Below are 13,200 nucleotides of genomic sequence, written 5' to 3' on the forward strand. Positions count from 1 at the left end.
ATGGCACTCACAGCACTTGAAATTAAAGATAAAACATTTAAAACAAAATTCCGTGGTTATAGTGAAGAAGAAGTTAACGAATTTTTGGATATCGTTGTAAATGATTACGAAGCATTAGTTCGCAAGAATCGTGAAAATGAATCAAAAATTAAGGATCTTCAAGAAAAACTTTCTTATTTTGATGAAATGAAAGAATCACTTAGCCAGTCGGTTATTTTAGCTCAAGAAACAGCTGAAAAAGTAAAGGCATCAGCTAATGCTGAAGCTAGCAATTTGGTTAGCAAAGCGACTTATGATGCGCAATACTTACTTGATGAATCAAAAGCTAAAGCAAATCAACTCTTACGTGATGCAACAGATGAAGCTAAACGTGTGGCTATTGAGACAGAAGAGCTAAAACGTCAAACACGCGTTTTCCACCAACGTTTAATTGCGTCAATTGAGTTACAATTAAGTTTATCTAACTCACCAGAGTGGGATGAATTATTACAACCAACTGCAGTTTATCTTCAAAACTCAGATGCAGCCTTTAAAGAAGTTGTTAAAACTGTTTTAGATGAGGATATTCCTGAATCAACTGATAGTTCATCATTTGATGCAACTCGTCAATTTACACCTGAGGAATTAGAAGAATTACAACGTCGTGTGGATGAAAGTAATAAGGAATTGGAAGCTTATCAAGCTGAACATAATGCTGATGAAGCTTCAGAACCTGAAATTAACTTAAATGAAACACAAACCTTCAAATTGAATATTTAATTAATAAGAAAAACGCAATTGATTGCTCATATATACAGCAAACAGGGGAAGATGAGAGCCCTGTAATCCCTGTGCATGAAGATTATCATTTTCTTTGATTTTAGCTGAAATGTCTCAGTAAGCTAAGAGGTCTGCTCACCATACGAGCAAAGAGGGAATAGTGTTTTTAAAATGCTATTCTGAACTAAGGTGGTACCACGAGCTTTCGTCCTTTTTGAGACGAGGCTTTTTTTATATATAAATAAAGGAGTTTGAGAGTATGAAATTAAAAGATACCCTAAATCTTGGCAAAACGGCATTTCCAATGCGTGCTGGTCTTCCAAACAAAGAGCCGCAATGGCAATCAGCTTGGGATTCAGCCGAATTATACCAAAAAAGACAGGCTTTGAATGAAGGTAAACCTGCCTTTCATTTACATGACGGGCCTCCCTATGCTAACGGAAATATTCACGTTGGTCATGCCTTAAATAAAATTTCTAAAGATATTATTGTTCGCTCTAAATCCATATCAGGTTTTCGTGCACCATATGTTCCAGGATGGGATACACATGGTTTACCAATCGAACAAGTTTTAGCTAAACAAGGTGTTAAGCGTAAAGAAATGGACTTAGCAGAATACCTTGACATGTGTCGTGACTATGCGCTTAGTCAAGTGGACAAACAACGTGAAGACTTCAAGCGTTTAGGTGTTTCAGCAGATTGGGATAATCCCTATGTGACTTTAGATCCTCAATTTGAAGCAGATCAAATCCGTGTCTTTGGTGCTATGGCTGATAAGGGTTATATTTACCGCGGAGCAAAACCAGTTTACTGGTCTTGGTCTTCAGAATCAGCACTGGCAGAAGCAGAAATTGAGTACCATGATATTGATTCAACCTCTCTTTACTATGCCAATAAGGTCAAAGACGGCAAAGGGATCCTTGATACTGACTCATATATTGTGGTTTGGACGACAACACCATTTACAGTAACTGCTTCACGAGGATTAACTGTTGGTCCAGATATGGATTATGCCCTTGTTAAGCCAGCAGCTTCAGACCGTAAATACCTTGTAGCAGAAGGGCTATTGGATCAACTGGCTGACAAATTTAATTGGGAAAGTTTTGAGCTTATTGCGACTTACAAAGGTCGTGACTTAGAATACATTGTCACTGAGCACCCATGGGATACTGAGGTTGATGAACTCGTTATCCTTGGAGACCATGTGACTTTGGATTCTGGTACAGGTATTGTCCATACTGCCCCTGGTTTTGGTGAAGATGACTATAATGTGGGAAGTAAGTACAAGCTAGAAGTAGCTGTAACTGTTGATGAACGTGGTTTGATGATGGAAAATGCAGGACCTGATTTCCATGGTCAATTTTATGATAAAGTGACTCCAGTTGTTATTGAAAAACTTGGTCAACTTCTCTTGGCTCAAGAAGTCATTAATCACTCTTACCCATTTGACTGGCGTACCAAAAAACCAATTATTTGGCGTGCGGTACCACAATGGTTTGCTTCAGTATCTGATTTCCGTCAAGAGATTTTAGATGAAATCGAAAAAACAACCTTCCATCCTTCTTGGGGTAAAACACGTCTTTATAACATGATTCGTGACCGTGGGGATTGGGTGATTTCACGTCAACGTTCATGGGGTGTGCCACTTCCAATCTTTTATGCGGAAGATGGTACAGCGATCATGACCAAAGAAGTTACAGATCATGTAGCCAACTTGTTTGAGCAGCATGGCTCTGTTATCTGGTGGAAATCAGAAGCTAAAGAGCTTCTTCCAGAAGGATTTACCCATCCTGGTTCACCAAATGGTGAGTTTACAAAAGAAACAGATATCATGGATGTTTGGTTTGATTCAGGTTCTTCTTGGAATGGTGTCATGAATGCTCGTGAGAACTTGTCATATCCAGCGGATCTTTATCTAGAAGGTTCAGATCAGTATCGTGGTTGGTTTAACTCATCCTTGATTACCTCTGTAGCAGTAAACGGACACGCCCCTTATAAGGCTATCTTATCACAAGGATTTGTGCTAGATGGAAAGGGTGAGAAAATGTCTAAATCTAAAGGGAATATCATTTCTCCAAATGATGTGGCAAAACAATACGGTGCAGATATCCTTCGTTTATGGGTAGCTTCAGTAGATACCGATAATGACGTTCGGGTATCAATGGAAATCTTAGGTCAAGTTTCAGAAACTTATCGTAAAATCCGTAATACCTTACGTTTCTTGATTGCCAATACCTCTGATTTTAATCCAGAAACAGATACTATTGACTACGCTAATTTATCAGCTGTTGATAAATACATGACGATTAAGTTTAACCAGTTAGTGGATACCATTAACAAAGCTTATGATCGTTATGACTTTATGAGTATCTACAAATCAGTTGTGAACTTTGTGACTGTTGATTTATCAGCCTTCTACCTTGATTTTGCTAAGGATGTGGTTTATATTGAAGCAGCTAATAGCCTAGAGCGACGTCGCATGCAGACTGTCTTCTATGATATTTTAGTTAAAATTACTAAGTTATTGACACCAATCTTACCACATACAGCAGAAGAAATTTGGTCTTATTTAGAACACGAATCAGATGAATTTGTTCAGCTCAGTGAAATGCCAACAGCAGAGACATTTGAGGGACAAGAGTCTATCTTAGAAGCTTGGGAAGCCTTCATGACGTTAAGAGCACAAGCCCAAAAAGCTCTGGAAGAAGCTCGTAATCAAAAGGTTATTGGTAAATCATTGGAAGCTCATTTAATAATTTATGCTGATACAGAAATCAGAACCTTGTTAAACGCCTTAGACAGCGACATTGCTTTACTTTTAATCGTCTCTCAATTAACCATTAGCGATCAAGAGGCTCCTGAGCATGCTATTTCATTTGATGGGGTTGCCTTCACGGTAGAACGTGCGCAGGGTGAGGTTTGTGAACGTTCTAGACGTATCGATCCAACAACTCGTATGCGCTCTTATAACGCCTTTGTTTGTGATCATAGTGCCAAAATTATTGAAGAAAACTTCCCTGAAGCCGTCGCAGAAGGTTTTGAAGTTGTGACAAAATAAGGCTTATTGTTAATTGTAGTGTCTGACTTATAACGACACACGAGAGAATCAGATTGGTTCTCTCTTTTTGTTGTTTAAAGTAAGGGGTTTCTTCATTTTTGCATTCTCCCAATTTCTGTTTCTGAAAGATGGGATAGGACTGTTTTATGATGGAATGGTGAGTGGGTGTATTCATCTTCCCTCTATACTGTGTTTCACGACTTTAGGATATCAGAAGAACATATCTTTTCTATTGAATCTTCTTTTCCAAGGCGGGGATTGTAGGAAGAGGGCCTGGTAAGAGAGTTTTTTAAAATTATTAGAAAATAAGATGTGACAAATAAACCGTTTAGACAAACCTTGACAATCTATTTTTAAAAACTAAAGTTTGTGTTATTTTACCTATAGTTTGTTCATTGTTTTTTTTAAAAATTTTGTAACATAATAAAGGAGCATAAAAAAGAAAGCGCTAACAAATTTTAAGGTTCGCTAATTATTTTTAAAATCCTAAGGAGGATGAAATGGATAAACGTCAATTTACCAAGTGTGCTGTTGGATTGGTCTGTGCAGCAGTTTTAGCAGGTGCAGCAATGCAAACAGGTGAAGGCTTAGGTCTACAAGGCTTCCAACCAGCCATCGTTCGAGCTCAGGAAAAATCACCTCGCGCAACAACTAGCGAAGGCATTGTGAACGAAATTCGCCAAGGAACACGTGGCCAACTTTACGGTGCCTACTTCCGTACATGGCATGATATTGCTGCGACAAAAGCAGCTAAAGCTGTTACGGATGATACAACGAAAGTAGTGGATGAATCTCAGTTAAATAAACCTTGGGATGATCGAAAAAACTCAATGGCTGAGGTGCCTGAAGAAGTGGATATGCTCTTTGTTTTCGATGATTGGGTTCATGAAGAAAGTCCTTTCTGGGATAAGTTAAAGAATGACTATGTTTTAAAAATGCATGAACAGGGAACAGCAGTTATTCAAACGATTAGTGTCAATGAATTAACGGGTAAGGCGGGACTCTCTGCTAAACCAAAATATCCTGATGATGAGATAGGGAATGCTAGGTTAGCACGTGATTTAGTTGACAAGTATGTGTATCAACGTGGTGTTGATGGCTTGGACATTGATGTTGAAGGTCATGATTATGATGTAAAATATAGATATACTACTAAAGAGCAAGTTGAACGTGCCAAAGCAGTTTTCAAAGAAATTGCTAAACTAATTGGTAAAGCTGGTAAAGATAGTGACAAGTTGTTGATTATGGATACGACACTTTCAGTGGAACAAAATCCTTTATTCTGCGAAACAGCTGATTCCATTGACCTCTTGCTTCGCCAATACTATGGTACACAAAATCGTGGAAGTGGTGATGCCTTACAACTAATTAAGGATGAGTGGGATGGTTATAGAAACTATATCTCACCACGTCAATTTATGATTGGCTTCTCTTTCTATGAAGAAAGATCACATACAAATGAAGATAATATTTGGTATGATATTAATCAGTATGACGAAAGTGATCCTGAAAAAGGTAGCAAAATTGAAGGCACTCAAGCTGAAAAATATGCCAAGTGGCAACCAGATAATGGAGGTCTCAAGGGTGGTATCTTCTCTTATGCCATTGACCGTGATGGTGTAGCCCATCCAAAAAAATGGTCAGGACATAGAAAATTGCCAAATCCAAACGGCGAGGAAATTTCTAAAGTTAATGAAATCTATCATACAGAGTACAAGGTTTCAAAAGCTTTGAAAGAAGTTATGAAAAAAGCAGAGGGTTATAAAAAACTGACTGAAGAGGATTTCCCTGATAAAGCTTTATTAGCAGAAGTACAACAACAAGTTGGTATCTATAAGGGTGACCTTGAGCGCTTTGATAAAAAGCTAAACCTTAGCAATCCTGATATTAAAAATCTAAAAGGGTTGACAGAACTGAAGAAAGTTAAACATATCACTTTAGATGGCTTGACTGGCTTGTCTGAATTGGATGTAAGTATGTTACCAGAGAGTATTAAGGAGCATGGAGGTCTTACCCTAAAAGGGATGACAGGTTTGAAGACTCTTAACATCTCAGGCATCGGTTTGGAAAGCTTAGAGTCGCTAGATGTTGAAAGCTTATCAGGGTTAACAACATTTGATATTTCAAACAACAAACTTGACTTGAAGCGTCAAGAAAAATTGTTAAATACTCTACTTGATACAGTGAAAAAACATGGTACTGATACGACAGCTGAAACTATAAAATTTGAAACTCAAAGGCCAATTGGTTATTTCCCTACATCTTATGGTCCGAAAGAAGCTACCCTTGTAAAAGGTAGTGATAAAAATGATATTTCCAAAGAATTTGTTCTTGGTACAAGTACCAAAGCTGGTACTCTTATCAAAGATAAAAATGACTTTGAAATTTATAAGGTAGAAAAAGCTGGAGGCCGTCCATATATTGCTCAAGACTGGACTTATGAAGCTTTTACCAAAGGAGTAAGTTATAAAGATTTTACTGTTTTGCAAGTCAACTCAACCTTAGGTAAAAATAATGACAGAATAATAAAAACTGATAAAGATGAAAGTTTCAAAATCAAAGTCTTTAAGGATAAGGAAATGACAAAACTTGTCCATGAAATGGAAGTTAAGGTTGGAGAAGGTAACGACTTCTTGACTAATCTATCACTTGAAGCAACTGCATTTGAAAATTAGTTTAACATGACTGAGAAACGGGCTTTAGATAATAACAGAGACAACGCTTTCACAAATCAGAAAGCTAAAGCTCAGTTAGTCATTGATTTAGGATCTTTCAATTCAGTCGAGCACTGGAGAATTTATAATTCAATTCTGAAAAATTGTCCTGATAGAAAAGATCATTTCTTAAAAGATGCACTGTTATTTGTTCTAAAGAATCCAACCGTTGATCTCAAAACAATGAAAGAATCAGATCGTGACGAATATATTGCAAAAGATGAAAATTGGAAGCTTGTAGCCTCTATTTCAGAAGCTAAGAAAGTTATGGAAGCATCGGCTAATATTGTGGCTCGTTATTGGAAACTTGATATCAAAGCTACTGAAGGAGGAACTGACTATGATGCTCCTCAGGTTGCTGAGGTTCAAATCCTTGGTAACAAACTAGACTCAGCTAAATTTGAGCAAAGTCTTAAAGCTGTCTCAGATGCTCGTGAAAAAATTAAAACTGAATTGAAAGATACTAAGACTGTCCTTACGAGCTTTGAAGAAAAACTCAAGGAAGCAACTGCAATTCTTGAAGCAGCTAAAGTTACACAGGCAGACTTGGACACTGCTGCCGATAAATTAGCAGAACTTGCTAAAGATTTCAGTGAGATGCCAGAACGCAGAGTAGTTGCGCATAAGACATTAGAAGAATATCGTAAAGTTGCAAATAACTTGCCGAACTTAATGCTGAGATTGATGGTAAAATTGGTGCTGAAGGCTTTAGTAAAGAGTTGATGGCATCAGTTGAAGAAATGGCAAAACTCACTCAAAAACTTGATCAATTGTCAGATCCAAACTATGATCAAATTAAAAAATTAGAAGAAACATCTCAACAATTGCATAAAGCAATGGAAAAGAAAGTTTCTGCTAAAGAATTTGACCAAGAGCTTGAAACATCAGCTAAAACAATGCTTGAAACTCTTAAAACATTAGAATCACTTTACAGGTAATAGCATGTACTATTCTCTCTCCTAAAAAACATTAAACGTCTGTAGCCTTTCAGTTAACACACCTCTATAATTGGCTACAGCTGACAAAGGGTCTGTGATATTCATCTCAGGCCCTTTTTGGTCGTGATCGGTATAGGATAACATCACAAATTCAAATGGTTTCCAGCTTTTCAAGGAATTTTCTTATCAAAGAAATGTATAGAATCGTTTTGGTGGTAGGTTTGCTGTTTCTTTTGTGAAATAAAAATCTGGTCAGCTCGATAAGAAAAGCAGAAATAACATTACAATGAAGGTATGTCACGGAAAATTTGAACTGAACTTTTTACAATATCTTAATCACAATGAGGTTAAAACTATTTGGGATAAGATATTGCTCTATGCGCTTTAATTTAAGTGTGTTTGGGGTTAAGTTTCTCTTTTGTGATAGTAAAAAAACCCTAGACTATAATAATCATTTAGGGAGTCAAAATCAGCTTATTTAATGGTTTCGTAAGAAATTTCAATGAGATTATCAGTGTGTAAGGTTCGTGAACGCTCTGGAATGACAATAGATTGATCAATTTTGCGCTTTAAGAAAAATTCTCGAATAACTTCAAGTTCATCATCTTTAATAGCACGGTATTTATTAGAAATAAGCAATTCATAATGCTTAGGTGCTTGAGTGAAAATCACATCGGTGTTTCCTGCGGAATAAATTTCAACAAGGTGAGCATCGGTATTTTTTAATTGATTTCTGACGAGTTCAGGATGACTACTGGTTGTATTAATAAGTCTCATCGTTTTCCTCCTTGATAGATCTGTTCTTATTATAGCACTATTTTAAAAGCATTTTGGTATTAATGGTGCTTTTTTTGCCACTCTTTAAGGCCCCATTGATGACTTCCTCGTTTGAGTTTTTCAATGGCTTCAGCAATGGGAAACCACGCTAGACGGTTAAAGTCCTCAAGAGGCTGAGCAACAGACTTGTAAGCTGTAACTTCATAAAGAAATGCTGGATTGTAAAAGTGTGTGTCTCTATGGCGAGAGTAAAAATACTCATCAGCCTGACCATAGAAGTAGCCAATGGAGGCAGAAAAGCCAAGCTCTTCTAAAAGTTCACGCTCTAAAGCCATAAGATGGTTTTCGTCTGCTTCTATTTCCCCCCCTGGTAAGAACCACGCCCCATTTGGAGCCTGGACAAGAATAACTTGGGTTTTATCTTGATTAGGAATAATAGCGTAGACACCATAGCGGGAGCTATAGGGTTGATCTTTTTGTTTGTCACCAAATACGGGAACTGTCATAACACGTCTCCTTTGTTTTATTATACTAAATTTTAGAAGTTTGTACCTATTTAAATGGTAAATATTACCAAAAAAAATTTTTAGCCACTAAGATTAAAAAAAGAGTTAGCTGATGCTAACTCTTTTAGAAGTATTAATCGACTTTTTTAGTTGATTTAATGGTAATGTTGCCATTGCTAGTTAAGACAGCTTTTAAGGATTTCTCGTTAGGGTTTTCAAGATAGAAATCAGTGATAGCATCTTCGATGTGATCTTGAATAGTACGACGTAATGGTCGAGCCCCCATTTTAGGATCATAACCTAAATCAACGAGTTTTTCTTTCACTTTTGGTGTGACCTCAAGGTGAATGACGTTAGTAGCTAGTCGATTATTAACATCATCAAGCATCAAATCCACTATATGTAAGAGATTTTCTTTGTTTAAGACCTTAAATTCGATAATACCATCAAAGCGGTTCATGAATTCTGGACTAAAGAAATGACTAAGCTCGCCAAGAACAGAATTAGTACGCCCTTCTCTAGAGGCACCAAAACCTACAGAGGCTTCTGATTTCCCTGTGCCAGCATTTGAGGTCATGATGATGATGGTATCTTTAAAGCTTACCGTACGTCCTTGCCCATCGGTGAGTCGTCCATCATCCAAGACTTGTAAGAACATGTGCATGACATCTGGATGAGCTTTTTCAACCTCGTCGAGGAGGATAAGAGAATAAGGATTCCGACGAACCTGCTCAGTTAGTTGGCCTGCTTCCTCGTAGCCAACATAACCAGGAGGAGCTCCAACTAGTTCAGCAACAGCATGTTTTTCCATGTATTCAGACATGTCAAAACGAATCATATTGTCAGCAGATCCAAATAATTCAATGGCTAGCTGTTTGGATAATTCTGTTTTACCAACACCAGTCGGACCCACAAATAAGAAAGAACCAATTGGACGATTAGGGCTTCCAAGGCCGACACGATTTCGACGAATAGTTTTAGCGATTTTATCCACAGCTTCATCTTGACCAATGACTTGTTTTTTCAAATCATCGGCTAAGTTAATGAGTTGAGATTGTTCTTTTTCTTTGAGGTTACCAACTGGAATATTGGTTTTTTGTTCTACAATCGCTTCAATGGCTTTTTCGGTAATAATAGGTGTGACTTGATCGTCTATTTTTTGAGCTTGAAGTTCTTTATATTTGGCAATTTGATCGCGGAAATAAGCAGTACGTTCAAAATCTTCCTCACGTGTGGCTTTGAGATTTTCAGCTTCAATTAAACGTTTATCGATTTCTTTAGGATCAACCACGTTGAGTGTCAGATTCATTTTTGAGCCAGCTTCATCCAGTAAATCAATGGCTTTATCTGGTAAGAAGCGATCTTGAATATAACGATTGGAAAGATGAGCTGCCGCTTGGATAGCAGCATCGCTGTATTTCACATGGTGGTAGTCTTCGTATTTGGGTTGAATCCCTTTTAAGATGGTAAGGGTTTCTTCGACAGAAGGTTCATCCACTTTGACGGGTTGCATACGACGTTCCAATGCAGCATCTTTTTCGATAATGCGGTATTCATTGAGAGTAGTGGCGCCAATCAGCTGCAATTCCCCACGAGCTAGAGCAGGTTTTAAGATATTGCCAGCATCCATATCTCCCTCACCAACTGAGCCAGCTCCAACAATTTCATGGATTTCATCAATAAAGAGAATGACGTCTTTTCGATGCCTGATTTCTTCCATTAATTTTTGCATACGCTCTTCAAATTGTCCTCGAATACCAGTTCCTTGAACCAAGCTAACCACATCTAGTCGAATAACTTGCTTTCCTTGCAATTTGTGAGGAACGGTACCGTCAACAATTTTTTGAGCCAGTCCTTCAACAACGGCGGTTTTCCCGACACCAGGTTCACCAATTAGAACAGGATTATTTTTGGTGCGACGGTTTAGAATTTCAATCACTCTGATAATCTCTTCGTCACGTCCAATAACAGGATCAATATCACCTTGTCTTGCCATCTCAGTAAGATTTATCCCAAATTCATCTAAAAGTCCTTTGGCTTTTTCTTGTGCTGGCGGTGCTTGATAAGGCCCATGACCTTGATTACCACCTCCATTGTAGCCATTTCCTGAACCATGACGACCACTTTGAGTTGGTGGGGTATTTGGGAGTTGTCCGAAAGCTTTGAAATTATTCAAATCTCCGAAGAAGTCATCGAAGAAAGGATTCATTTATGACTCTTGGTTAGAATGGAGATGTCTTTTTTGTCCTCCTAAAAGTGTATTTTGAGGGTCTGTTTTCATGATTTGATAACAATTTTGACAGAGCATGATATACCTCCAGAATCTTCTTTAAATGTCAAAAACATTTAGTCAAAAATGGTCAAATTTTATAGTCATATTATAGCACCTATAGGATTGAAATCAAGTAAAAAGTATCATAAATTAGCACTGTTATACTTAGAGTGATAATGTTAGAAAAAGTGAAAAGGAAACGAGCTTTTCCATTATATTTGCTAAAATATAGAGAAAATTGTTTCTTTTCTTGTTTGTTTATAGCGATTTGTGTTAAAATAATAGGGATAATAAACGAATAGGAGAAACGAAATGGAATCACATTTGGTGAGAATCATCAACCGCTTAGAATTGATGATAACAGATGGCGGTAATCTAAAAAGAAACTTCGAGCGTGATGGCGTTGTTGTTGCAGAAGTTGCTTTTTCAAATGATCCTGAAAACGGTCCAGTTTTCACATTGCGTGATGTGGAAGCACGTGAGTCATACTCATTTGATAGCATTGATTTAATCGCTATGGAAATCTACGATTTATTATATTAAGTTTAATCTCGTAAATAAAGAGGCTTGCTTTGGGCAAGTTTTTTTATTTTAAAAAGTGTTGTATTATTATTCGTGAGATGGTATAATTATCTCTTTTCTTGTTGTTAATTAGTGAGGAGATTAGTATGGATTTTTCGTTTTTGCCTAAATATTGGGCCTATTTTAATGATGGTGTTTTGGTCACCATTATGATATCAGCTTGTGTGGTTTTCTTTGGTACTATTATTGGTGTTCTGGTAACTTTTATCAAGCGTAGCCATCTACGACCACTAGCCTGGTTGATGAATTTATACGTATGGATTTTCCGTGGAACTCCTATGGTTGTTCAAATCATGATTGCCTTTGCTTGGATGCATTTTAACCAAATGCCAACGATTGGTTTTGGCGTTTTAAGTCTCGATTTTTCAAGACTTTTGCCGGGTATTATTATTATTGCTTTAAACAGTGGTGCTTATATTTCAGAAATTGTTAGAGCTGGTATTGAAGCAGTTCCCAAAGGTCAACTAGAAGCAGCTTATTCTTTAGGGATTAGACCTAAGAATGCCATGCGTTATGTGATACTACCACAGGCCTTTAAAAATATTTTGCCAGCCTTAGGGAATGAATTTATTACCATCATAAAAGACAGTGCTCTCTTGCAGACCATTGGCGTTATGGAGCTATGGAATGGGGCACAATCTGTTGTGACAGCCACCTATTCTCCTATCACACCTCTTTTGTTTGCTGCCTTTTATTATTTAATGGTAACAACGGTTCTATCACAACTATTAAGTCTTTTAGAAAAACGAATGGCTCAAGGAGGAAGATAACATGACAGAGATTTTGATGTCTATTAAAGGGCTTCATAAAGCCTTTGGCAATCATGAAGTGTTAAAAGGGATTGATTTAGAGATTAAACAAGGGGAAGTAGTGGTAATTATCGGCCCGTCAGGCTCTGGCAAATCAACCTTTTTAAGAACCATGAACTTACTAGAAGTGCCTACAAAAGGGACTATTTCTTTTGAAGGTGTTGATATTACTGATAAAAAGAATGATATTTTTAAAATGCGGGAAAAAATGGGGATGGTCTTCCAACAATTTAATCTCTTTCCTAATATGACAGTTTTAGAAAATATTACCTTATCCTCAATCAAAACAAAGAAAGTATCTCAAGCAGAAGCCAAAGCCATGCTTTTGCTTGATAAAGTAGGGCTATCCGAAAAACCAATGCTTATCCGTCTAGTTTATCAGGCGGACAGCAGCAGCGTATTGCTATTGCTCGAGGCTTGGCCAGGGACCCAGATGTTCTCTTATTTGATGAGCCTACTTCAGCTTTGGACCCTGAGATGGTTGGAGAGGTATTAGCAGTGATGCAAGATTTGGCCAAATCCGGTATGACCATGGTCATTGTGACCCATGAAATGGGATTTGCCAAAGAGGTAGCTGATAGGGTTATTTTCATGGATGAGGGCTCAATTATTGAAGAAGGAAATCCTATCCAAATATTTGAAAATAGTAAAGAAGTCAGAACACAAGATTTTTTAAGTAAAGTCTTGTCATAAACAAAAATACTGGGCTATGATCAGTTTTTTAAGTTAGGATGAGAAATCCTAGTAATATCTGTCATGCTTTAAGGGTTATGGTATAATAATCA

At 37.3% G+C, this 13,200-nt stretch carries 9 protein-coding genes and 2 pseudogenes; 8 read left to right on the forward strand and 3 right to left on the reverse strand.

The annotated features are described in order from the left end of the window. The 5 genes from STRIC_RS10500 (at position 1) to STRIC_RS10520 (ending at position 7,469) form a co-directional block, all read left to right on the forward strand. Entirely contained in the window at positions 1-759 is a 759-nt protein-coding gene (locus STRIC_RS10500) for a DivIVA domain-containing protein (RefSeq protein ID WP_040832496.1), read from the forward strand. Positions 760-1,018: 259 nt separating this feature from the next. Continuing rightward, positions 1,019-3,817, forward strand: coding sequence for an isoleucine--tRNA ligase (ileS, locus tag STRIC_RS10505; RefSeq protein WP_008090529.1), 2,799 nt, complete (start codon positions 1,019-1,021; stop codon positions 3,815-3,817). Between the two features lie 500 nt (positions 3,818-4,317). Further along, positions 4,318-6,492, forward strand: coding sequence for an EndoS/ChiA family endoglycosidase (locus STRIC_RS10510; protein ID WP_008090722.1), 2,175 nt, complete (start codon positions 4,318-4,320; stop codon positions 6,490-6,492). A gap of 6 nt (positions 6,493-6,498) precedes the next feature. Then, positions 6,499-7,254, forward strand: a complete 756-nt coding sequence (locus STRIC_RS10515) for a hypothetical protein (RefSeq protein ID WP_008090470.1) — start codon at positions 6,499-6,501, stop codon at positions 7,252-7,254. Then, entirely contained in the window at positions 7,254-7,469 is a 216-nt protein-coding gene (locus tag STRIC_RS10520) for a hypothetical protein (RefSeq protein ID WP_008090643.1), read from the forward strand. Before STRIC_RS10515 ends, STRIC_RS10520 begins: the two co-directional genes overlap by 1 nt. Positions 7,470-7,943: 474 nt before the next feature. Here STRIC_RS10520 and STRIC_RS10525 read toward each other — a convergent pair whose 3' ends face one another. The 3 genes and pseudogenes from STRIC_RS10525 to STRIC_RS10535 all read right to left on the reverse strand — a co-directional run bounded on the left by STRIC_RS10525 (position 7,944) and on the right by STRIC_RS10535 (position 11,060). After that, on the reverse strand, positions 7,944-8,246 hold the full coding sequence (locus STRIC_RS10525; protein WP_008090788.1) for a DUF1827 family protein: 303 nt from the start codon (positions 8,244-8,246) through the stop codon (positions 7,944-7,946). A 59-nt stretch (positions 8,247-8,305) separates the two neighbouring features. Beyond that, positions 8,306-8,752, reverse strand: a complete 447-nt coding sequence (locus STRIC_RS10530) for an NUDIX domain-containing protein (RefSeq protein ID WP_008090564.1) — start codon at positions 8,750-8,752, stop codon at positions 8,306-8,308. Positions 8,753-8,885: 133 nt separating this feature from the next. Further along, positions 8,886-11,060, reverse strand: a pseudogene (locus STRIC_RS10535) (ATP-dependent Clp protease ATP-binding subunit). A gap of 276 nt (positions 11,061-11,336) precedes the next feature. Between STRIC_RS10535 and STRIC_RS10540 the strand changes: the two are divergent. The 3 genes and pseudogenes from STRIC_RS10540 (at position 11,337) to STRIC_RS10550 (ending at position 13,108) form a co-directional block, all read left to right on the forward strand. Beyond that, complete coding sequence (locus STRIC_RS10540; RefSeq protein WP_008090785.1) at positions 11,337-11,567, forward strand: DUF1797 family protein; 231 nt, start codon at positions 11,337-11,339, stop codon at positions 11,565-11,567. A gap of 125 nt (positions 11,568-11,692) precedes the next feature. Continuing rightward, positions 11,693-12,376, forward strand: coding sequence for an amino acid ABC transporter permease (locus STRIC_RS10545; RefSeq protein ID WP_008090711.1), 684 nt, complete (start codon positions 11,693-11,695; stop codon positions 12,374-12,376). A 1-nt stretch (position 12,377) separates the two neighbouring features. After that, positions 12,378-13,108: pseudogene (locus tag STRIC_RS10550) on the forward strand (amino acid ABC transporter ATP-binding protein). The last annotated feature ends 92 nt before the right edge of the window (positions 13,109-13,200 follow it).

Origin of the sequence: Streptococcus ictaluri 707-05, from assembly GCF_000188015.2 — a bacterium.
Taxonomy (GTDB): Bacteria; Bacillota; Bacilli; order Lactobacillales; family Streptococcaceae; genus Streptococcus; species Streptococcus ictaluri.

Excerpts from the sequence above, each read along its gene's own strand:
- STRIC_RS10500 (WP_040832496.1), top strand. The coding sequence starts at position 1 with ATGGCACTCACAGCACTTGAAATTAAAGATAAAACATTTAAAACAAAA.
- ileS (WP_008090529.1), top strand. The coding sequence starts at position 1,019 with ATGAAATTAAAAGATACCCTAAATCTTGGCAAAACGGCATTTCCAATG.
- STRIC_RS10510 (WP_008090722.1), top strand. The coding sequence starts at position 4,318 with ATGGATAAACGTCAATTTACCAAGTGTGCTGTTGGATTGGTCTGTGCA.
- STRIC_RS10515 (WP_008090470.1), top strand. The coding sequence starts at position 6,499 with ATGACTGAGAAACGGGCTTTAGATAATAACAGAGACAACGCTTTCACA.
- STRIC_RS10520 (WP_008090643.1), top strand. The coding sequence starts at position 7,254 with ATGGCATCAGTTGAAGAAATGGCAAAACTCACTCAAAAACTTGATCAA.
- STRIC_RS10525 (WP_008090788.1), bottom strand. The coding sequence starts at position 8,246 with ATGAGACTTATTAATACAACCAGTAGTCATCCTGAACTCGTCAGAAAT.
- STRIC_RS10530 (WP_008090564.1), bottom strand. The coding sequence starts at position 8,752 with ATGACAGTTCCCGTATTTGGTGACAAACAAAAAGATCAACCCTATAGC.
- STRIC_RS10540 (WP_008090785.1), top strand. The coding sequence starts at position 11,337 with ATGGAATCACATTTGGTGAGAATCATCAACCGCTTAGAATTGATGATA.
- STRIC_RS10545 (WP_008090711.1), top strand. The coding sequence starts at position 11,693 with ATGGATTTTTCGTTTTTGCCTAAATATTGGGCCTATTTTAATGATGGT.